Raw genomic sequence first — 21837 nt, 5'->3', positions numbered from 1 at the left:
ACCTGATCCTGGAACAGCGGCTCGATCTGAACATTGGAAAAATCGATTTTTTCCTCCACGACCGGAGCCGCCTGAGCAGCCTCCGCAGGAGCCGAAACTTCCTTGGAAACCTTCTTGTCGGAGTCCAAAGGTTTCATTGTGGGGAAAAGCAGAACATCGCGGATGGAGGCACTGTCGGTCAGGAGCATCACGAGGCGGTCGATGCCGAAGCCGAGGCCGCCTGTAGGCGGCATGCCGTACTCCAGCGCATTGATGAAGTCATAGTCCACCTGCGCACGGCAATCCGGCTCAATGGACTTGCGCTCGGCGACCTGACGCTCGAAGCGGCCGCGCTGGTCGATCGGGTCGTTCAGCTCGGAGAAGGCGTTGCCGAACTCCGTGGCATTGATGAAGTACTCAAAGCGCTCCGTGAACGCGGGGTCATCCGGTTTGCGCTTGGCAAGCGGGCTGATCTCCACCGGATAATCATAGATAAACGTCGGCTGGATGAGCTTTTCTTCGACGAATGCATCGAAGAACTCCGCCAGAATGGCACCCTTCGTCGGGACCTCGGGCAGAGTGACATTGTGCGCCTTCGCGCTGGCGATGGCGTCCTCGTCCGTCCTCCAGTCGCGGAAGTCCACGCCGCTGTACTTCTTCACGGCGTCGATCATGGTCAGGCGCTCCCAGTGGCCCAGATCGATCTCGTGACCCTGATACGGCACGACGAGGCTGCCGCAGACATTCTGCGCGACCTGCTTCATCATGTCCTCGACAAGGTCCATCATGCCATGGAAATCCGTATAGGCCTGATAAAGCTCGATGGTGGTGAACTCGGGGTTGTGCTTCGGGTCCATGCCCTCATTACGGAAGATACGGCCGACCTCATACACGCGGTCCATGCCGCCGACAATGAGGCGCTTGAGGTACAGCTCCGTCTCGATGCGGAGGACCATATCCATATCCAACGTGTTGTGGTGGGTATAGAACGGGCGCGCAGACGCGCCGATCTCAAACGGCGTCAGGATCGGGGTATCGACCTCGAGAAAGCCGCGCCCATCGAGGAAGCTGCGCAGCTCGCGCAGGATAAGACTGCGCTTCACGAACGTGTCCTTAACGTCGGGGTTCACGATGAGGTCCACATAGCGCTGGCGATAGCGGGTCTCGAGATTCGTCAGGCCATGGAACTTGTCCGGCAGCGGCAGCAGAGCCTTGGCAAGCAGGACGACCTCGTGCGCGCGCACGGAGATCTCGCCGCGCTGCGTGCGGAACACATCGCCATGCACACCGACGATATCACCGATGTCGAGCTTGCGGCAGCGCTCGAACGTCGCTTCGTCCATCTCGTCGATCTTCAGATAGATCTGGATCCGGCCGGCAGCGTCCTGCAGATCGCAGAACATGACCTTGCCCATGCCGCGCTTCGTCATCAGGCGGCCGCTGACGGAGACTTCCTTTCCCTCCATCTGCTCGAAGTTTTTCTTGATCTCGGCGCTGTTGCTGGTAAATTCAAACTTTGTCTGTGCGAAGGGATTCTGCCCCTCCTGCTGAAGCTGTGCGAGCTTTTCCCGTCGGATACGGACCTGATCGACCATGGAAAGCTCGGGCTGCTGGGTATTCTTAGCCACGGTATTCCTCCTGTGTTATCGTTCTACGGAAAGGATCTCAAAGCGGATCGTGCCGACCGGAGCTTCGACCTCGACGGTCTGGCCAATGTGCTTGCCAAGCATGGCGCGGCCGAACGGAGAGTCGTCCGAAATGCGAGACTCCATGGGGTTGGCCTCCTGCGAGCCGACGATAGCATACGTCGCCTCTTCCTCCAGATCAAGGTCGCGGACCTTCACGGTGCAGCCAAGGCCGACGACACCGGCGCGCTCCTGCTCGGCGCTCTCATCGATCACGACAGCATGGGACAGGATGTTCTCGACCTCTGCGATGCGGCCATACAGCTTGGCCTGCTCATTTTTCGCTTCATCATATTCACTGTTCTCGGAAAGGTCGCCGAAGGAGCGGGCTTCCTTGATCTGCTCCGCGACTTCCTTTTCGCGCGTGGTTTTCAGATAATTGAGCTCTTCCTCGAGCTCCTTCAGACGTTCTCTGGTCAGCTTAAATTCTTTTGCCATTCCATGTTCCTCCCAAAATCAGGCAAAGCCCGTTCATTCGTTGTGATTATAGAGGATTGCCGCCGCACTTGTCAAGGGTTTCCTTGCGTCAGGGCCGCGATGGCCGCCTGCAGCTGCGCATCCTCGCTTTTTTCGAGCGCATTGGAGTAAATTTTTAGGTAGGTATCGTCATCGACCTCGACGGGGATATCCGGCGTGATGCCGACGCCCGCCAGCGTGACGCCGTGCGGGGTCTGATAATGGCCGGTCGAAACGGCGACAGCAGAGCCGTCGCTCAGGACGAAGGTCTGCTGATAATTTGCCTTGCCGACCGTCTGCGTGCCGACGACGGTGCCGACGCCGTATTCCTGCAGCGCCGCAGCAAAAAACTCGGCGGCAGAATAGGAATCTCCGTTCACGAGAACGGCCATCGGCAGCTCGACGCAGGACGCATCGGAATAATCGATATCCTCGTTGCCCTTATAGTCCACGGAGCGGAACAGCGGGCCCTCCGGCAGGAGATAATCCAGCAGCTCCACAAGCTCATCCTTGTGGCCACCCGGATTGAAGCGGACGTCAAACAGCAGAGACGTTGCGCCCTGCTCCCGCAGGGACTCGATCGCAGCAATGGACTTTTCGGCGCAGCCGGAATCGAAATTGTTGATCTTCAGATAGCCGACATTTCCGTCCAGCAGCTCGGCCCGGACGACCTCCACCTCGATGGTCGCGCGCGTGACCGTGACGTCGAACGTCTCGCCGCCGCGCTGCACCGTGAGCGTCAGGCTCGTGCCCTCCTCACCGCGGACGCGATTGCGGGCCTCCTCCATGCCGAGCTCCTTCATATTGGCGCCGTCTATGGCAAAGAGCATATCGCCGATCTGCAGCCCGGCTGCCTCGGCAGGGCCGCCCGGTGTGACGGAGGCAACGGTGAATCCGGCATCGTCCTCATTTTCTAGGCGAATGGTCACGCCAATGCCGACATAGGCGTTGGCATTCTGCTCCTGATAGGCCGCAAGCTCGTCGGCGCTGATGTAGTAGCTCCAGCGGTCGCCCGTCGCGGTCACGGCAGCGGACGCAAGCTGATCGCCGAGCTTCGAATGGTCCAGCCCGTCGACATAGCGTGCGTCGAGCAGGGCCACGACCTCCTGCACCTTGGCAAGATAGTCATCGCCCGACGTACTCTTCTGTCTGCTCTGCAGGAGCGTCATGCCCGCAAGCGTCAGTGCAAACACGACGACGGCCGTGGCCAGGCAGCAGACGGCATAGGGCAGGAGTCTTTTCTTCTTTGGTTTTTGGGGTTCGGGACGGAGCTCCTCCGGTCCCATGGGGGTCTCGTTGGGTTCCATAGGTCCTCCTTTACGGCCGACACCCCGCCGAAGCGGGGTGAGAGTGTCGGAGAAATTGATTTAGGCTGATTCGCCGCCGGCAGGCGGCGAATTCTGCGAGGCTTTTTCACGCGGATTCCGCCGGAGCGGGGTCAGCATCCGATCTCAGCGGATGCTGACATAGTCCATCGGGTTGACGGTGGCACCGTTGTAGAACATCGTGAAATGCAGGTGCGGGCCGGTGGAGTAACCGGTCGAGCCGACATAGCCGATGAGGTCGCCCTGATTGACATAGTCGCCGGACGAGACGGTATAGTGCGTCATGTGGCCGTAGAGCGACGAGAAGCCGTCGCCGTGGTTGATCGTGACATAGTAACCATAGCCGGATGAGAACGTTGCGGTCGTGACCGTACCGCTCTTCGTGGCATAGACGGGCGTTCCCTGCGCAACAGCAAGGTCAACGCCGTTATGGAAGCGATAGCCGCCGTCGATCGGATGATAGCGATAGCCATACGGGGATGTAATCACAACACCGCTGCCCGCCGGAAGCGGGAAGAGGAAGCCGCCGGCGTTTGTGCCGCCATTGCCGCCGCCGTTGTTGCCGCCGTTGTTGCCACCGTTATTGCCGCCGCCATTGTTGTTATTGCCGCCGTTATTGTTGTTCTTGGCGGCTTCTTCCTCAGCACGCTTGGCATCGGTGTATTCCTTTTCTTTTTCGGCAATCTGCTCCGTCAGATCCTCGAGCATGGCCTCATAGGTCTCGTTTGTCTCGCGCAGCAGGTCTGCATCGGAGACAAGCTCCTGCAGCAGCTCGTCGGAATCGGCGCGCTTGGCCGTGAGCGTCTCCTGCGCGCTGGCAAGCTCAGTCTTCTTCTCCTCGAGAGAGACCTTCTCCCCTGCCAGCTCCTCCTTGGCGGAGAGGACCTCCGTGGCGATCTGGCGCATGTTCTCGAGCATACGCTGGTCGCTCTGAGCAATCTCCTCGACCATGGAAACGCGGTTGAGCATTTCGGAGAACGTCTTTGCGCCGAAGATGATGGACCAGTACGACACGTCGCCCTGCTCCTGCATGGCGCGGATGCGCTGCTTATAGCGGTCGAGCAGGTCGTTCTGATCGGTCTGGAGCTGGTCAAGCTCCGCCTGCTTTTCGGCGATGAGCAGATTGTACTGACGGATCTGCTCGTTCAGATTCTCGACCTCCTGCCGCGTCAGCTCGATCTCCTGATCGATCTGCGCCTTCTGCTCCACGACATTGAGCGTCTGGGTATTGTTTGCGGCGATCTGTGCCTCGAGCTCCTGCTTCTTCTGATCAAGCTCATCCTGCTTTGATTCCAGGCCGCTGATCTCCGTGCGGATATCCGCGGAATTGGCCGCGAAGACCGTAACAAGCAGACCTGTCAGGATCGCAGCGGCCAGCAGCAGCGCGATGACGGAGATGATGACTCTTCTGTACTTATACATAGTATACCCTCCTGTGCGCGTATTTCAGACCTTCAGGAATTTCCGGATGGACATCAGGCTGCCCACAACGCCGATCAGCAGACCCGTGACCACGCACACCAGCGCGACCGGCAGAGCGACCGTGCTGAACGAGACGACGTGGAGGAAGCTGAGCTGACCGGAGCTGGCAATGGCGCCGCGGATGGCCTCGTACAGGCCCCACTCGAGGAAGAACGAGCACACGGCGCCCAGCAGGCCGAGGATGAAGCCCTCGACCACAAACGGCAGACGGATAAAGCCGTTCGTTGCGCCGACCATGCGCATGATGGCGATCTCCTCGCGGCGGTCGAACATGGCAAGCTTGATCGTATTGGAAATGATGATGAGCGACACGATGAGCAGCACGGCCGCGATGCAGGCCGAAACAATGGACAGCACGTTGCGGATCGTGGACATGGCGTTGGCGACCGTCGGATCGGAATAGATGGTCGCAACGCCGGGCACCTGCTTCAGCGCGTCGATGGTCTCCTGCAGCTTGGAGTTGTCCTCCAGCGTGACGATGTACTGGTCGCGCATGGTCTCGGCGGTCACGCCGTCGTACATGACGGCGTCATATTCCTTGACGAACGTCTGCAGAGCCTCCTCGCGGGAGATGAAGCGGGCATCCGCGACATTGTCGATCAGATTGATACGGGAGCCGACGCTCTTGGCCTCGGCCTCGGTGTAGCTCTCGTCGATGCAGATGAGGACCTCGTTCTCCTTCTGCAGATCATCGACGATCAGGCCGATGTTATAGGTGATAAGGCCGAAGCTCGTGACGATCACGAGGCAGGCCACGGTGATGCAGACTGCGGCAAAGGACATGAAGCCGTGCTTGAAGATCGCCTTTGTGCCCTCGCCGACGAGAAAGCTGAAATTATTGTGCTTCATAGCTGTAATACCCGTCCATTCCGTCGCTGACGACTCTGCCCTCGTCGATGGCGACTACGCGCTTGGTGAAGCGGTCCACCAGGCCCTTTTCGTGCGTAACGACCATGACCGTCGTGCCGAGCGCATTGATCTGCTCGAGCAGGAGCATGATCTCAAACGAACGCTGCGGGTCGAGGTTGCCGGTCGGCTCATCGGCGATGATCATCGTCGGATTGTTGATGAGCGCGCGGGCAATGGCCACACGCTGCTGCTCGCCGCCGGACAGCTCGTTCGGCAGACGGCGGCCCTTGTTCTCCAGCCCGACCAGCTCCAGCACATAGGGCACGCGCTTTTTGATCTCCTTCGGCGCTGCGCCGATGACGCGCATGGCGAACGCGACGTTCTCATAGACCGTCTTGTTCTCAATGAGGCGGAAGTCCTGGAAAATAACGCCGAGCGTGCGGCGCATATAGGGGATGGACGCGCGCTTGATGGACTCGAGCTGATAGCCGTTAACCAGCACCGAGCCGGACGTCGGCTTGAGCTCCGCCGTCAGCAGCTTGATGATGGTAGACTTGCCGGAGCCGGACGGACCGACCAGAAACACGAACTCGCCGTCATCAATGTGCATATCGATGCCGTTGAGCGCGTGCGTGCCGGTCTCATATGTTTTTGTGACGTTTACCAAATCGATCATAAATCACACCAGTTTCTTACTCAACTATTAAATAAATATTGAAATGTCCGTACCAACGGCGCTGCAGCCGTGCAGCGTTCCGCGGAAGATCAGATCATACGGTTGTCGCGGGAGGCCAGATACTTCTTGACCATGAGGGCGACCTTGAAGATGATGGCATCATCGAACTCGCGCAGGTCGAGGCCCGTGAGCTTCTTGATCTTCTCCAGACGGTAGACCAGCGTATTGCGGTGGACGAACAGCTTGCGGGAGGTCTCGGAGACATTCAGGCTGTTCTCAAAGAACATGTTGATGGTGAACAGCGTCTCCTGATCGAGCGACTCGATGGAATTCTTGCGGAAGACCTCGGAAAGGAAGATCTCGCACAGCGTGGTCGGCAGCTGATAGATCAGGCGGCCGATGCCAAGGTTTTCATAATTGATGACGGTCTTTTCGGTATCGAAGACCTTGCCGACCTCGATGGCGACCTGCGCCTCCTTATAGGAATCGGCCAGCTCGCGCAGATGCTCGGAGATCGTGCCGATGCCGATGGTCGTGCGCACGAACAGCTCGGACTTCAGCCGCTCCTCGATCGTGCGGCCGACGCGGGTCAACTCCTCGCCCGTCGTGTCCGCCGGGACCTGACGCACGAGCGCGATATCCGTCTCGTTGACATTGATGACAAAGTCCTGCTGCGTGTCGGGGTACATGCTCTGCAGCAGCTCCACGACGGCCACGTCCGAACGGCCGACCTGCCGGACGAGATAGACCGCGCGCGGCAGCTCCGTCGGGAAATGCAGCTCCTTCGCGCGGATATAGATGTCGCCAGGAAGGATGTTGTCCGTGATGATGTTCTTGACGAAGGTCCCCTTGTCATGCTTTTCTTCATAGTAGGCCTTTGCGGAATTCAGGGAGACCTGCGTCATGCGCACAAGCATCTCGGCCTGTGCGTCCGTTCCGAGCACAAAGGCGGAGTAGCCATAGGCAGGGTTCCAGCCCTTGAGCGCGTAGAACGTATACGGCTCCTCGCGCACCGGGTTCTCCAGCATGGCGGCCACCGCCGTGGCGGCATCCGGCCACTTTTCGCCGATGAGCGTGGTATCGCTGCAGGAGATGACATTCCCTTCTGCATCGATCACACCGATGGTGGTCTGTGCGGCTTCGCTGAGCTGGAGCAGTACGCCCTGAAACATACGACTTGACATAAGCCGTCCTCCTTACGCCAAAGACAAAGTGTCGATATTCGGCAAAATTATGCTAGTATCATACTATTTTTTTCGGCAGAATGCAATAGGTTTTCGGCATTTTATTTCAAATCATAGGTACTTTTTTATGGAAGATTCCGACTTTTTCGTTAAATTATCCAGTTTTTCAGAGCATATTTCTAATTTTTTGTTCAAGTTTTTCCAGATAGGCTTCGTCAAAATCCACAGTTTCCAAAAGTCGAATTTCGCCGCATGTCAGCTCGCGTGTCATTCCCATTGGGAGCGTTCCAAGCTCGAGTCCGCCCTCGGCAATTCGACGAAGCGCCGTGACCGGCATGCCGCGGCTGGCCAGCATCCGGCGCACCTGATGGTACTTTCCTTCGCACACGGCCACAAGGCTGCGGCCGGGGCCGAGCGGGCGGAGATAAGCCGGGCGGCAGACCGTTCCGTCGCGCAGCGTGAGCCCGGCGCGGAAGGCGGCGCAGTCCGCCTCCCCGGCCTCGCCCTCGTGGACGGCATCATAAATTTTCCAGACCGCATGGCGCGGCGAGATGAGCCGGTGCGCCAGCTGTCCGTCGTCCGTCAGAAGCAGCAGGCCGGACGTATCCTTGTCCAGCCGCCCGACGGGTGCAAGGCCGCGGTACTGCGGCGGCAGCAGCTCCATCACGGTGCGGTCGCGGGGATCGTCCGTCGAGGTCACATAGCCAGTCGGCTTATGCAGCAGCAGAACGACCGGCCCGCGCGGGCCGACCGCCTCGCCGTCGAGCGTGACCCGGTCCGATGTTTCGTCGATCTTCTGCTCCGGGGCCGAAGCGGGAACGTCGTTGACGCGCACCCGCCCGGCGCGGATGATGGCCCGCAGCTCGCGGCGCGAGGCCACACCGGCCTCCGATAAAAACCTGTCCAGACGCTGCATCCGTCTGCCTCCTTCCGGCATAACCGTCCCCTGTGGGACATACATTGGAGTGACCATAAAAACCTGTTTAAGGGGGAGCTACATCATGTTTGTCATGACTGCAAAGCTGTCAAAGCCGCGGCTGATCGCCGCAGGCGTCCTGATCCTGGCCGTTGTGATCCTGGTCGTTGCGCTCGTCTCCGGCGGCGGAGGCGGATCGGCGGACGCGCCCGACGGAGCGACGAACGACGCGCGCCTTGCCTATCTCGCGGGCTTCGGCTGGAGCGTGAACGGTACGCCGAAGCAGACGCAGCAGGTCCGCATTCCCAAGTCGGCCGACGACCGCGTCTTCTCGCGCTACAACGCGCTGCAGAAAAGTCAGGGCTTCGATCTCACGGCGCACGCGGGCAAGGAGGCCACGCGCTATGTCTATGAGATCCTGAATTACCCGGACGCCTCCGCGCCGGTCTACGCCAGCGTGCTCGTGCTCGACGGGCACATCATCGGCGGAGACATCACGGACACTGCGCCCGGCGGCGCCATCCACGGCTTCTGCAAGCCCGGCACCACGGCACCGAACGCCGAGCCGTCCGAGGCAACGGAGGCCGGAACGGAGACCGAGGCCGGAACGGAAGAACCGATGGAGCCCTCCGCCGAGCCTTCAACCACATCCTAAAAAACACTTGCATTTTCGCTTCGTCGTGCTATAATGACAGCAGCCAATCGAATACGACTCTTCAGGGCAGGGTGAAATTCCCGACCGGCGGTAAAGTCCGCGAGCGCGCTGCGCATGATCCGGTGAGATTCCGGGACCGACAGTACAGTCTGGATGAAAGAAGAATCGGCTGGCGCACCTGTCCGTGTTTCCTGCCGTTTACCCGAGGGATCGTATCCTTCGGGTGTATTTTTTTCTCAGGAGGCAACCATGAAACACGAAAGAATGAAAAAACTGACCGTTCTGGCCATGCTGAGCGCCATTGCCTATGTCGCAGTCGCGCTGCTGCGCTTCCCGGTCGTCCTGTTCCTCAGCTATGAGCCGAAGGACGTCGTCATCGCCATCGGCGGCTTCCTCTACGGGCCGCTGGCCGCACTGGGCATCTCGCTTGTCGTCTCGTTCATCGAGATGCTGACCATCAGCTCCACGGGCTGGATCGGCTTTGTGATGAACTTCCTCAGCTCCGCCGCCTTTGCGGGCACGGCCGCCCTGCTCTACCGCAAAAAGCGCACGCAGGGCAGCGCCATTGCGGGCCTGTTCGGCGGAGCGCTGCTTATGACCGTGCTCATGCTGCTGTGGAACTATCTCATCACGCCGCTGTACATGCACACGGCCCGCGCCGACGTCGCCGCGATGCTCGTGCCGGTGTTCCTGCCGTTCAACCTGCTCAAGGGCTGCCTGAACGCCACGATCACCGTGCTGCTCTACAAGCCCGTCGTGCAGGGACTGCGCCATGCGCACCTGCTGCCGCCGAGCAAAACGCCCGGCCGCATGCCGGTCAAGCGCCGTCTGGCCGTGTGGCTCGGCGCGCTGGCCGTTCTGGCCGTGTGCATCGTGCTCATTCTGATCCTGCACGGAACGATCTGAGTCTCAGAGGCGCAGCAGATCGGTAAAATGATCGATGCGCTTATCCCAGTGCGCGGGCTTGCCGAAGCCGTAGGCCGCCCACACGAACGGCAGGCCCGCCTGCTCGGACGCTTCCATGTCGCCCTGCGTGTCGCCGACGTAGACCGCGTCGCGGACATTGCAGCGCTCACACAGCAGGCGCAGCGTCTGCCCCTTCGGCAGGCCCGTGTTCCCGAAGCAGTCGAAGTCTCTGATCAGGCCGCCGAGGCCGCCCTTTTCCATCAGCAGCTCGATATAGCCCTGCTGGCAGTTGCTGACGATGAACAGGCGGTGCGTTTTGTGCAGCTCCGTGAGCGTTTCCTTGACGCCGGGGTAGAAAATATGGCACGGATCACGGCGCAGGCGCGCCATCTCGCCGTCCATGCAGCGGTCCATGACCTCCATGGCCTGCTCCTGCGGGACGCTGGGCACCACGACCTGCGCGATCTCCGTCATGGTCTTGCCGAACAGCGGACGGATGCTCTGCTCCGTGCAGTGCGGTGCAAAGCCCATGCTCTGCAGACCGTCGTTCCAGCCCTCGGCTACGAGGGCCACGGCATCCCAGAGCGTGCCGTCGACATCAAAAATCAAGCTTTCCATTGCTGATACTCCCCATTGTGACGTTTTCTCCTATTGTACCGATTTTCGGTGCTCCCGTCAACCCATAGATAAAGCCCGGTGCGAAGCAGCGTTCTGTTCCGCACCGGGCCGTTTTTTATGCGTTGCTCTGCTCCGTTTTTTCGGGCAGCAGGTTCGTCATGCTGCGCAGGCTGATGCCGAGCGTCGACATGTTGTGCAGCAGGGCGGAAAGCGTCGGCTGGATGACGCCCGTCACGCCCAGGATAATGAGCATGAGGTTGAAGCTGACGATGAACCGGTAATTCCGGTCGATGCGTCCCATAAGGGCCTCGCTCAGGCGGCGCAGCGTCACAAGCTCGAACAGGTCCTGCGACGAGATCGTGATATCGGCGATCTCGCGGGCAATGGCCGCACCCGTGTTGATGGCGATGCCGGCATCCGCCTCGGACAGGGCCGGGGTGTCGTTCACGCCGTCGCCGATCATGATGACCGTGTGGCCCTCGGCGCGGCGGGCGCGGATGTAGGCCGCCTTGTCCTCCGGCAGGACTCCCGCGTGGTATTCGTCCACGCCGACGGCGCGCGCCACGGCGGCAGCCGTCTTTTCATTGTCGCCCGTCATCATGACGATGTGCGCGATCCCCTGCTCATGCAGAGCGCGGACGGCATCCGCCGCCTCGGCCCGGAGCGGGTCGGAGATGCACACGACGGCGGCAAGTTCGCCGGAAATGGCCAGATACAGATGGGAGTAGGCATCGGAAAGACCGTCGAATTTTGCCTCGTCGCCCTCCGGCACCCGGCATCCCTCATCCTCAAACACGAAGTGATAGCTGCCAATGATGACCTTCTTGCCCTCGACGGTGCTCGAGATGCCGTGCGCCACGACATACTCCACGCTGGAGTGATATTCCTCGTGGTTCAGGCCGCGCACGCGCGCCTCCTCTACGACGGCATTGGCCAGCGAGTGCGGATAGTGCTCCTCGAGGCAGGCAGCCAGACGCAGCATATCGTCCTCGCGGCGGCCGCCGAACGTAACGATCTCCGCCACGCGCGGCTGCGCATAGGTCAGCGTGCCCGTCTTATCGAACACGATCGTATCCGCTTTGGCAACGGCTTCGAGGAAGCGCCCGCCCTTGACGGACATGTGCCGGGCATTGCTCTCGCGCATGGCAGACAGCACGGCGATCGGCATGGCAAGCTTCAGTGCGCAGGAGAAGTCCACCATCAGAACGGCAAGCGTCTTGGTGATATTCCGGGTAAACAGCCACACGAGGGCCGTTCCGCCGAGCGTATAGGGCACGAGCCGGTCCGCCAGACGGGAGGCGCGGTCCTCCGCCGTGGATTTCAGCTTTTCGGACTCCTCGATCATGCGGACGATGCGGTCATAGCGGCCACCGCCCATGGTCTTTTCGACCGTGATGAGGCACTCGCCCTCCTCCACGACCGTTCCGGCATAGGCATAGCTGCCCGGCTTCTTGCGCACGGGGAGCGACTCGCCCGTCATGGACGACTGGTTCACCATGGCCTCGCCGCCGGTCACGCGGCCGTCGAGCGGGATCATGTTGCCGGTACGGACGACGACGCAGTCGCCCGCGTGGATGTCCTTCACGGAGACAAGCAGCTCCTGCCCGTCCGCGCCGCGCACCCACGCGCGGTCGACGTTCAGCGCCATGGCCCCCGCCAGATCGGCGATGGACTTTTTGTGCGTCCAGTCCTCCAGCAGCTCGCCGAGGCCGAGCATGAACATCACGGAGCCCGCCGTGTCGAAATCGCGGCGGATCAGTGAGACCGTCACGGCCGTTGCATCGAGCACGGAGACAGAAAGCTTCCCGTGCAGCAGGGCGGAGAGACCGGCCTTGAGATAGCGCACGGAGCGCACGATGGCGATGCCCGCCCGCACATAGGCAGGCAGGAACAGCTTGCAGGCATAGTGGAGTGCCGTTCTCCAGACGAGTTTGTCCTCAAATTCGCGGTTCAGCGCACGGCCGGTGTGCTCCGGGACGAGCCCGGCCTCCTCAGCCGCCGCGAATGAAAACGAGGAAAGCGCCGCAAGCACGGCGCCGCGCACCTCGCGATATTCAATGACGGCATCCTGCGTGCGGTCATAGACCTTGACCGACGCCACGCCGTCCACGGCGCGCATGGAATACTCCAGCAGGTCTGCCTGCCGGAGCGTCATCCGCCCGATGCACAGATGCACACGCAGGCGGCCCTTGGTTTCATGTAAAATTCTGCACTTCATAGGATTCTCCTGCCCGCAGCCGGGAAGGGTTTTCCTCCCCGGCTGCACATGATTCAGGCCTCGGCAGGCTCTGCAGCGGGCTCCTCCGCAGTATCGGCGATCTCCTCGCAGGCAGCGGCGGCACGCTCTTCATTGATGGCCTTCGCATCTGCCAGAATGTCCCCGCAGTTTTCACGGAGCGTCGTAACCGTCGTCATCACGTCTTCCTTCGCACGGAGCACGGCAGCCGTCGCGTGGGTATAGACCTTTTTCGCGTCACGGCTGCTGAGGATCCGGATCCCAGCCGTTCCGAACAGAACGCCGCCTGCAAACAGGCCAAGCTTTGCTGCAATACGCATATTGATTTCCTCCAGTTTTCGTAACTTCAGAAAAAGTAAGGTTTGGCTAACATTTGACCGCACTCGCTTTTCCCGTGCCCGTATGATACACCGCAGGGCCATAAATGTCAATGCTTTCCCGCCCCACTTTTCGAGAAAAATCCGCAATTCTTGACAAACGCAGGCCGCCCGTTATAATGAAAGCAGAAAAAGGAGGAGACCGCATGAAACGCTTATTTACCCGCCGGACCGCCGGGACGGATGCAAAAGTTGACCGGCTCGTCATGGAATACACCCGCCGCAGTGCGGCCTCTCCCCTGCTGCAGCATACGGAGCGGCTCGTGCTTGACCGGAGCGAGGGCATCGCACACCTCAGCTCCGTCGGCAAGCACACCGCCGAGCGTCGCTGCTCGCTCCCGTCCGCGGCGGCCCGCCTGCTCGACACGCTCCCGCAGGGACTGCTATCGCCGCCTCTTGCCTCCGGGACGGACGATGCCGCGGCGCGCTATGCGCTCACGCTGCGCTGGTCGGACGGCGCGTCGCAGCGCATTACCGGCCGCTACGACTGCACGGGCCTTCCGGACGGCTGGGCAGAGCTTGCCGCCGAGGCAGATACCCTGCTGCGCTTCTATACGGAGGGCGAGCTGTTCGACCCGTCGCGCGCAGCCGCCGCGCCGGGGCCGCTGTTTTACTGCGCCGTGGAATTCGAGCCGCACGGCACATGCTACTCCTACCGCTCCGAAGACCGGACGCTGGAGGCCGGTGAGCTTGTGGTCGTTCCGGCCGGGCCGGATGCGTACGAGCTGCTGGGCAGGATCGTCGCGGTGCAGGCCTGCACGGCCGAGGACGCACCCTACCCGCCCGCGCAGACAAAACCGATTCTCCGCCGCGCCACCCCGCAGGATATTCTGGAGCTTGGCGAATTCGTGTAAGGATAAAACAGGACCCGATGTGGCTTTCCGGTGCCGCATCGGGTCCTTTTTACGATTTACGATTCTTCTGCCGGGACGATCCAGTCCGGCGTCTGGCTTAGGATCTTGAGCGTATCCGTGGCGGAGACCTGCGCAACGGCCAGAACCTCCCCCGGACTGAGCAACGTATCCGCCGCTGCCAGCGTTTGCTCGTCGATATACTCCGTCGGCACCTGCTCGCCGTCGACCAGGATGACGCTGTACGGCGTGAAGTTCGTGCCGTGGACGGTCAGGCCGCCGTCGCTGCTGCTCACGCCGGTGAGCGTGATCTCGTCGACGCCGAAGTGCAGCTCCATCGGCTGCACCGCCATCTCCCCGCCCGTTGCATAGTGTTTGCCATATAGCATGTCATACTCCAGCATGCACAGGCCGTTCTGGAAGGTCTCGCTGCCGGTCTCATCGTAGCCGTGGCTCTGATGATAGCGCAGGATCGTGCCGTCGTGGATACCGAAGCGGTCGAGCACCATGGCGGCCAGCTGATAGGCCTGCACGTCGCGGTCGACCTTTTTGGCGTGGAAATTCGTCCAGATGACATATTCCGTGGACTGCACGGTGCCGCAGCTCAGCTCGTCCTGCGTGATGCCGAAGCTCGGCAGATGATCGCCGTAGAATACGACGACCGTCGGCTCGCTGAACGTGGAGAGCCGGCGCACAAGGCGCGCGACAAAGGCATCCGTCTGCTTGAGCTGGTAGAGGTAATACTCCAGCCCGGCGCGGCGGGATTCGGTCTCCTCCCCCGTGACCCTGATGGTTCGCGCGCCTTCCAGCGGCACCGTGGGATACTTGCCGTGGGGCTGCACGGAGACCGTGAAAACAAGATCGCGGTCCTCGGTGGAGCGCAGCGCCTTCAAAATTTCCTCCGTCAGAACGAAATCCTTTGCCCAGCCGAGCGGATTCCGCTCGACGTCGTGCATGTATTCCAGCGACGTGAACGTCTCGAAGCCGAAATTGGCATAGACGCGGTCGCGGCTGTAGAACGTGGCGTTATTATTATGGATGGCGTGGGTGGAATAGCCCGCGCTCTGCAGCGCATAGGCCATGGATTCGCAGGTCCGGTTCTTGACGACGGTCTTGTAGGGATACTCCCCGACGCCGAAATGGTCGAGATTCATGCCGGAAAGCACCTCGAACTCGGTGTTCGCCGTGCCCGCGCCGATGGACGGCACATAGAACAGGCCGCTGGAGCACGTCTCCTTCAGCCGCTCAAAATTTGGGACCGGATTTTCGCCGTATGTCAGGTCCTTCAGATAATTCGCGTCAAAGAATGACTCGAGCTGCACAAAAATGAAGTTCGGCGTGCGCACCCGGTCGGCAGGCAGGTCGTCCTGCTCGCTGAGGAGCACGTCGATCGCTTCCTGCGAATAGCCGTCCGGCTCGCTGATGCCCTGCGTCACCACACTGGCGGAGAAGCAGTAGGCAAAGCCGTTGGAGTCGTAGGCATCCGGCAGATTGGGGAAATGCGAGGCCAGCGTCCCGCTGCGGAGGAAGGCGACCGTAAAGCCCGCGAGGATCACGCCGCAGAGCAGAACCTGCACGGCAGCGAAATAATAGGACGGGCGCGTCTTCTTCGCGCGCAGCCACAGGAGGACGATCACGCCGATGAGGGCCGCGATGCCCAGCATCAGGAGGATCAGCACCGGCTGGCTCATATAGATCTCGATGATGTCCCGCACGGACGACAGCAGCCAGATATCCGGCGCCGTCAACGGCGTGGCGCGGAAGCCGAGCAGGATGCAGTTGGCAAGGCCAAGCCCGATCCAAACAGCGGCGAACAGCAGGAAGCAGAAGCTGCGCTTGCGGAACAGCAGTGAGAGAGACAGCGTGAATAAAATAATGAGAGAGTCATAAAAAAACTGCCACGGTCGCGTCACCATATAGTGCAGGCCATCGCCGAAGGACCTGCGCGACAGGCATTCAAGCGCCAAATTGATGACGAACGCAGCAAGGATATAGCCCAAAAAACGGAGAATATTTTCACGGTTCCATTCCTTTCCCACTCGGCGGAGCGAAAAGGGACGCTTCATTTTCATCACCCCAGAAGTCATAATTCTGCGCTAACAGTATAACACTTACCCCGAAAAAAGCAAGGATTTTTCCAGTTCTTTTCCAAAATTCAAAGTTTCGCCACAATTGAAAACAGTTTGTAACGAAAAAGCGGAGCCTATGTGAATTTCCGGTCAAAAAATCGAAAATTTCTTGCAGGGGCTTTACACGGGTGATATAATATAGGATGAAATAACAGCCGAATGCCGCTTTGCGGCCTTCGTTTGGAAAGGAAGCAGAAAATTCATGACTACCATTGACATTTACTCCGGATTCCTCGGCGCGGGCAAGACCACGCTCATTAAAAAGATGATCCGCGAGGCCTATCAGGGTGAAAAGATCGTCCTCATCGAAAACGAGTTCGGTGAGATCGGCATTGACGGCGGCTTCATGCAGGACGCCGGCATTCAGGTCAACGAGATGAACTCCGGCTGCATCTGCTGCTCGCTCGTCGGCGACTTCGGCCGCGCGCTGAAGCAGGTCATCTCCGACTATCATCCCGACCGCATCCTCATCGAGCCGTCCGGCGTCGGCAAGCTCAGCGACGTCATCGGCGCCGTAGAGCGTGTTGCGGACGAGAGCGTCACGCTCGGCAGCTTCATCACCGTGGCGGATGCCACGAAGTGCAAGGTCTATCTGAAGAATTTCGGTGAATTCTACACGAACCAGATCGAGACCGCCTCCGCCATCATTCTCAGCCGCACCGGCTCCATCTCCGAGGAGAAGCTGGCTGCCGCCGTGGCTCTGCTGCGTGAGCACAACCAGAACGCCGTGATCATCACCACGCCGTGGGACCAGCTGTCCGGCGCGCAGATCCTCGAGGCCATGCAGAAGCAGCACACGCTCACCGAAGAGCTGGCTGACATGATCCGCAGCGCCCAGTCCGAGGAGGACGACGAGGACGAAGAGGAAGAGCACCATCATCACCATCATCATGACGATGCCAACGAGGATGACGAGCACGAGCATCACTGCTGCCACCATCATGACCATGACGACGAGGATGAGCATCACTGCCATCACCATCATGACCACGATGAAGACGATGATGAGCATGAGCATGAGCATCACTGCTGCCATCATCACGATCATGACGACCATGACGAGGATGAGGACGAGCACCACTGCTGCCATCATCACCATCATCACGGCCACGACGCCGACGAGGTCTTCCAGAGCTGGGGCGTCGAGACGCCGAAGAAGTTCACCGAGGAAGAAATCCGCAATGCCCTCGCCGCACTGGACAACGGCGAGACCTATGGCATCGTGCTGCGCGCCAAGGGCATCGTTCCGACGGCGGACGGCACCTGGCTGCACTTTGACCATGTGCCCGGCGAGATCGACGTCCGCACCGGCACGGCCGCTGTGACGGGCCGTCTGTGCGTCATCGGCTCGAAGCTGGACGAAAAGGCACTCGCCGCCCTGTTCGGCGTGTAAGGAGGCTGCCATGGCCATTCCCGTCTATGCCTTCACCGGCTTTCTGGACGCCGGAAAAACGAAATTCATTCAGGAGACGCTGGAGGACGAACGCTTCAACGCAGGCGAGCGCACGCTGCTGCTCATCTGCGAGGAGGGCGAGGAGGAATATGACCTCTCCGTCTATCCCTACCAGCATGTCTATCCCGAGGTGATCGATCAGGAGGCCGTTACGACCGAAGAGCTTTCACAGCTGTTCAAAAAGCACCACTGCGAGCGCGTCGTCGTCGAGCTCAACGGCATGCTGCAGGTCGGCCCGTTCTACCAGAAAATGCCGGAGGACTGGCAGATCGCGCAGGAGGTCATGTTTGCCGACGGCACGAGCATCCTCGCCTACAACGCCAACATGCGCTCCCTTGTGGTGGACAAGCTCACGGGCTGTGAGATGGTCGTGTTCAATCGTCTTGCACCGGGCACGGACATCATGCCGCTGCACAAGCTCGCCCGCGCGCTGAACCGCCGCGTCGGCATCCTCTATGAATACACCGACGGAACGACGCAGCCCGACGAGATCGAGGACCCGCTCCCCTTTGACATCAACGCCCCGGTCGTGGAGATCGGCGACGATGATTTTGCGCTCTGGTACCGCGACATCACGGAGGAGCCGAAGAAGTACGACGGCAAGACCGTCCGCTTCAAGGGACAGGTCGCCCGCCTGAAAAAGGACCGCGACGGCTACTTTGCGCCCGGCCGCTTTGTCATGACGTGCTGCGTGGAGGACATCGCCTTCATGGGTCTGCCGTGCAAATACGCCGACGCCGCCTCTCTGCACGCCCGCGAGTGGGTCATGGTCGAGGCGACGGTCTCTGTCCGCTTCCATGCGCTCTACCGCGGCACCGGCCCCATCCTGACGGCCATCCGCGTAACGCCCGCCGAACCCGCGAAGAACGAGGTCGCGACATTCTGAATCAAGCCCTCATATCGCGAAATCCTGCCGGAGTCAGCCACTCCGGCAGGATTTTTTTGGCTCAGTTTTCGTCCGCAGCTGCTCCCATGGTCGCAGCGAAGGCCGCTGCGGCATTCTGGACCGTTTCTGCGACGATGTTCTCCGCCACCTGATGCAGATCCGTCTGCAGGACGCGCTCCACATAAGGGGCGTATTCTTTTTCCGGCACGCAGTAGATGCGGAAGCAGCACGAAAGATAGCGGCGGATCTTCCGCTCCATCGTGAAGTACATATCGCACGGGACGGACATATAGCTCCGCGTGACACCGGCGGAGGCCAACTCCAGCTCAAACAGCTCGCTGTCGTCCGCGCGCTTCATCCAGCGGGAGAAGATCTGGCGCAGCCGGGGCGTCATGCTCCGGTTGATGAAATCGGACGTCGACGGCAGCGAATACGCCGTGACATACAGGTCGCGCAGCGGCTCGGAGCACTCCGCGATATGGAGCTGCAGCCCCGTCTCCATGGCGTACAGCAGCAGCGGCGACTGATCCGCCGGGAGCATCTTCTCCGCGCGGGAAAACTGTGAGCGGAACATGATCTGCGTCAGGCGCAGCAGCAGCGCCTCCTTATTTTCAAACGCGGCAAAAAACGATGCCGGAGACATCCCGGCCTTGCGGGCGATCTGCGCCGTCGTCGTGCGCTCGTAGCCCTGCTCGAGGAAGAGCGTCATCCCCGCATAGATCATCTTCTGTTCGCGTGCAATTCCTCTGGCCTGCAGCCCATGACCCGGCATGGCACTCGCTCCTTTCAACTGAATATATGAATCAAAAATAAACTCCGGTCAAATGATATCACATGCTGTCGAATTTTGCAAGCGAAAGTTCCTGGCTTTTTCTCAATTTTCTGGATGTTTTCAAACTTTTATTGCTGCTTGTCATCATAGTCCGTCTATGCTATAATGAAATTATCTCATATCACCCGCTTGCAGAAAGGACGTGCCCAGATGAAGCGTATCATTTCGTTATTCCTTGCCGTTTCCTCTTTTCTGACTCTTTTATGCTCAACTGCCGGAGCCGAATCTTCTACCGGTTTCGCTGATGTGCCGCAAACTGCATGGTACTATTCCTATGTCATGCAGATGCAGAAAAATGGATACATGAATGGCGTATCTGCCGATCAGTTTGATCCGGATGGACACCTGACCCGCGCAATGGTTACGACCGTTCTTTATCGCATGGAAGGCAGCCCCTCCATTTCGGCGCCGAGCCGCTTTGTCGACGTCCCACAGGGCACTTGGTATTCCGATGCCGTCGCTTGGGCAGAAAACAGCGGCGTTGTGAACGGAATGGATGATATGCACTTTGCGCCGGAACGCGAGATCACGCGGGAGCAGCTCGTCACAATGATCTATCGTTATGCCATGCAGAAGGGTCTCCCGCAGGGTGAGACCTCGCTGGAGAAGTTTGACGACGCTGCAAACGTCAGCGACTATGCCAAGCATGCGTTCGCATGGACCTGCAACGCCGGTATCATTTGCGGAAGTAAGGCAACCAAAAATCTATACGAAAACTATTATCAGATTTATCAAACTGATATCTGGAAGGAAAACAAAATTACCTATTCTAACGATACGCAATTCTACGCGCTCATCGACTTTGACGGAGATGGAATCTGTGAATTAGTCTCCACTCAGGCAGACTGGGGAGGCTTTGAGTATTACGGCTTTTATCTTAATGCAATACAGTCCAATACTGCTGAAGCATACGGTTGTATCGCGAATATGAGGGGCCCGCTCTTATATTCAAATGGCTGTGGAGAAGTTTACTGCGCCTCTGGAAACTATGGTGGATATAGTCTTGTTCGAATTTATGGGGTTGAAGGGGATCGGCCCGGCGAAAAAGCGCTTAGGCGAGAAACCATTATGGACTTCATTCCAAATTGGGACGAAAGTGACGCGGGTGATAAACTCATTCAATTTGATGAGGAAATAGAACGGTATCTAGCCGAGCGAAATTGTGTTCGGGTAGTATACTCCCCGCTCGACACTCTGCTTGCAAACAACTATTATCCCGTGACTGTTGATGTTCTGGAGCCGTCGGGTCTTGCTACCCGCGCGCAGCTCGCAAAGATCATTTCCGTCTATCTTGGATTAACAGACTGACAACAGCAAAAAGGTAAAGAAATCCCGCGATCCCATGGAATTCCGTGCGATCGCGGGACTTTTCTTATACATTTTCCACCGCAGCCGGGTGCCAGAAGCCGACGGCATCACGGACGAGGACACAGCTGCGCGTCAACTCCGCCTCTCCGGCGGCATCGGGTGTCACGCCCCATGCTGCAGCGCTGTCCTCCGGGACACGGAGTCTGCAGCGGAACGTGAAGCGCATCCGGTTGCCGCAGAGCGATTCGACGCCGCTGCTCGCACCGTCGCGGGCCTCGTGGGCGCTCAGGCTCTGCACCATGGCTCCGGCAGCACTCTGAGCAATGGTCTCGTCCTCAGCGGACCCGGTCACGCCGACGGCGTAGAGGCTGCGCGGATAGGCATCCCGCTGCTCCAGCCCCTGCAGGGCGGCGGCGAGATCCGCGCCCTCCGGCTGGTCCAGCCAGACACGGCCGCCGGGTGCATCCAGACACAGGGCGGAGACGCCCTTCCAAAGCGTGAGCAGCGTGCCGCCGCCCGCTGGCGAGCTGAGCGTCACATAGCTGTCAAACGAGAATTCCTGCACGCCCGGCGCTTTGCGCTCGACCCACTGCGCAGCATTGGCGGCATCGAGCACCGCAGCGACCGCAGCGGCGTCCAGCATGCCGCTGTGCTCCAGCTCCCCGCTGCGCGACCACTGGCACAGGCACAGGGCCGCGCCGTCGCCTGCCAGAGCGGCCAGCGTCCCGGCATTGGGCAGCTCGACCGGCTCGGGCGGCTGCGTGGGGTTGGTCGGTGCGGCGGTCGGCTCTTCCGTTGCGGGCGGGTCCGTCGGGTCAAGCGGCAGCAGCCCGCCGTGCTCCGCCGGGCCTCGGGAACAGGCGGCAAGCGAAACGGCCAGCATCAGCGCGCACAGCGCGGAGATCAGCTTTTTCATCTCCATCATCCTTTCGTCAAAAATCGTAAAATATGTCAGCGAGTGTATTTGCTCAAAACCGTTCTATCTATTCAGACGCGATTTCTGCGCATCCGTTCCGCTTATTTTGCGTTTCTTT

General features: G+C 59.9%; 20 protein-coding genes and 1 riboswitch. Of the genes, 6 read left to right on the top strand and 14 right to left on the bottom strand.

The genetic code is table 11. The annotated features are described in order from the left end of the window. The 8 genes from lysS to ACMKFF_RS08455 all read right to left on the bottom strand — a co-directional run. Nucleotides 1-1574 (bottom strand): lysine--tRNA ligase (gene lysS / locus ACMKFF_RS08490; RefSeq protein ID WP_419496658.1); only part of this gene is annotated, 1574 nt, incomplete at its 3' end. 48 nt (nt 1575-1622) lie between these two features. Next, a complete protein-coding gene (gene greA, locus ACMKFF_RS08485; RefSeq protein ID WP_349136828.1) occupies nt 1623-2102 on the bottom strand; it encodes a transcription elongation factor GreA in 480 nt (159 codons plus the stop codon). A gap of 71 nt (nt 2103-2173) precedes the next feature. Then, entirely contained in the window at nt 2174-3427 is a 1254-nt protein-coding gene (locus tag ACMKFF_RS08480; RefSeq protein WP_419496657.1) for a S41 family peptidase, read from the bottom strand. 144 nt (nt 3428-3571) lie between these two features. Continuing rightward, nucleotides 3572-4867 carry a murein hydrolase activator EnvC family protein gene (locus ACMKFF_RS08475; RefSeq protein WP_349136826.1) on the bottom strand — a complete coding sequence of 432 codons (1296 nt, stop codon included), beginning with the start codon at nt 4865-4867 and terminating at the stop codon, nt 3572-3574. Nucleotides 4868-4891: 24 nt separating this feature from the next. Further along, complete coding sequence (gene ftsX, locus ACMKFF_RS08470; protein WP_349136825.1) at nt 4892-5776, bottom strand: permease-like cell division protein FtsX; 885 nt, start codon at nt 5774-5776, stop codon at nt 4892-4894. Beyond that, nucleotides 5763-6452, bottom strand: coding sequence for a cell division ATP-binding protein FtsE (ftsE, locus tag ACMKFF_RS08465; protein ID WP_349136824.1), 690 nt, complete (start codon nt 6450-6452; stop codon nt 5763-5765). Before ftsE ends, ftsX begins: the two co-directional genes overlap by 14 nt. Nucleotides 6453-6541: 89 nt before the next feature. After that, nucleotides 6542-7636: a PucR family transcriptional regulator gene (locus tag ACMKFF_RS08460; protein ID WP_349136823.1), complete on the bottom strand. Its 1095-nt coding sequence runs from the start codon at nt 7634-7636 to the stop codon at nt 6542-6544. Between the two features lie 166 nt (nt 7637-7802). Then, nucleotides 7803-8552, bottom strand: coding sequence for a pseudouridine synthase (locus ACMKFF_RS08455; protein ID WP_419496656.1), 750 nt, complete (start codon nt 8550-8552; stop codon nt 7803-7805). An 85-nt stretch (nt 8553-8637) separates the two neighbouring features. Here ACMKFF_RS08455 and ACMKFF_RS08450 point away from each other — a divergent pair, with 85 nt between their 5' ends. After that, complete coding sequence (locus tag ACMKFF_RS08450; protein ID WP_417324542.1) at nt 8638-9207, top strand: DUF4830 domain-containing protein; 570 nt, start codon at nt 8638-8640, stop codon at nt 9205-9207. Nucleotides 9208-9260: 53 nt separating this feature from the next. After that, nucleotides 9261-9376: riboswitch (FMN riboswitch) on the top strand. An 80-nt stretch (nt 9377-9456) separates the two neighbouring features. Further along, nucleotides 9457-10113 (top strand): ECF transporter S component, encoded by a 657-nt coding sequence (locus ACMKFF_RS08445; RefSeq protein WP_419496655.1) that lies wholly within the window; start codon nt 9457-9459, stop codon nt 10111-10113. Nucleotides 10114-10116: 3 nt separating this feature from the next. On the opposite strand, the gene ACMKFF_RS08440 is transcribed toward ACMKFF_RS08445, so the two are convergent. The 3 genes from ACMKFF_RS08440 to ACMKFF_RS08430 form a co-directional block, all read right to left on the bottom strand. Then, nucleotides 10117-10731, bottom strand: a complete 615-nt coding sequence (locus ACMKFF_RS08440; RefSeq protein ID WP_419496654.1) for an HAD family hydrolase — start codon at nt 10729-10731, stop codon at nt 10117-10119. 115 nt (nt 10732-10846) lie between these two features. Further along, a complete protein-coding gene (locus tag ACMKFF_RS08435; protein ID WP_419496653.1) occupies nt 10847-12949 on the bottom strand; it encodes a heavy metal translocating P-type ATPase in 2103 nt (700 codons plus the stop codon). 53 nt (nt 12950-13002) lie between these two features. Beyond that, nucleotides 13003-13287 (bottom strand): DUF6110 family protein, encoded by a 285-nt coding sequence (locus tag ACMKFF_RS08430; RefSeq protein ID WP_349136817.1) that lies wholly within the window; start codon nt 13285-13287, stop codon nt 13003-13005. A 203-nt stretch (nt 13288-13490) separates the two neighbouring features. On the opposite strand from ACMKFF_RS08430, the gene ACMKFF_RS08425 reads away from it, so the two are divergent. Further along, complete coding sequence (locus ACMKFF_RS08425) at nt 13491-14198, top strand: hypothetical protein (RefSeq protein ID WP_419496652.1); 708 nt, start codon at nt 13491-13493, stop codon at nt 14196-14198. Nucleotides 14199-14254: 56 nt separating this feature from the next. Here ACMKFF_RS08425 and ACMKFF_RS08420 read toward each other — a convergent pair whose 3' ends face one another. Then, nucleotides 14255-16261 carry an LTA synthase family protein gene (locus ACMKFF_RS08420; RefSeq protein WP_419496651.1) on the bottom strand — a complete coding sequence of 669 codons (2007 nt, stop codon included), beginning with the start codon at nt 16259-16261 and terminating at the stop codon, nt 14255-14257. A gap of 265 nt (nt 16262-16526) precedes the next feature. Here ACMKFF_RS08420 and ACMKFF_RS08415 point away from each other — a divergent pair, with 265 nt between their 5' ends. Together ACMKFF_RS08415 and ACMKFF_RS08410 are read left to right on the top strand one after the other, a co-directional pair. After that, nucleotides 16527-17717 carry a CobW family GTP-binding protein gene (locus ACMKFF_RS08415; protein WP_419496650.1) on the top strand — a complete coding sequence of 397 codons (1191 nt, stop codon included), beginning with the start codon at nt 16527-16529 and terminating at the stop codon, nt 17715-17717. Nucleotides 17718-17727: 10 nt separating this feature from the next. Then, the gene (locus ACMKFF_RS08410; protein ID WP_418464722.1) at nt 17728-18663 is read left to right on the top strand and encodes a GTP-binding protein; all 936 of its coding nucleotides are present in this window, start codon (nt 17728-17730) and stop codon (nt 18661-18663) included. A gap of 61 nt (nt 18664-18724) precedes the next feature. On the opposite strand, the gene ACMKFF_RS08405 is transcribed toward ACMKFF_RS08410, so the two are convergent. Beyond that, nucleotides 18725-19435, bottom strand: coding sequence for a TetR/AcrR family transcriptional regulator (locus ACMKFF_RS08405; RefSeq protein WP_419496649.1), 711 nt, complete (start codon nt 19433-19435; stop codon nt 18725-18727). A 210-nt stretch (nt 19436-19645) separates the two neighbouring features. Between ACMKFF_RS08405 and ACMKFF_RS08400 the strand changes: the two genes are divergently transcribed. Next, entirely contained in the window at nt 19646-20803 is a 1158-nt protein-coding gene (locus ACMKFF_RS08400) for an S-layer homology domain-containing protein (RefSeq protein WP_419496648.1), read from the top strand. 64 nt (nt 20804-20867) lie between these two features. On the opposite strand, the gene ACMKFF_RS08395 is transcribed toward ACMKFF_RS08400, so the two are convergent. After that, the gene (locus tag ACMKFF_RS08395; protein ID WP_419496647.1) at nt 20868-21719 is read right to left on the bottom strand and encodes a lipoprotein; all 852 of its coding nucleotides are present in this window, start codon (nt 21717-21719) and stop codon (nt 20868-20870) included. Nucleotides 21720-21837 lie beyond the last annotated feature (118 nt).

Source organism: Faecousia sp. (assembly GCF_048519415.1).
GTDB lineage: Bacteria > Bacillota > Clostridia > Oscillospirales > Oscillospiraceae > JAZOXB01.
This window is presented reverse-complemented; position numbering and strand designations above follow the sequence as displayed.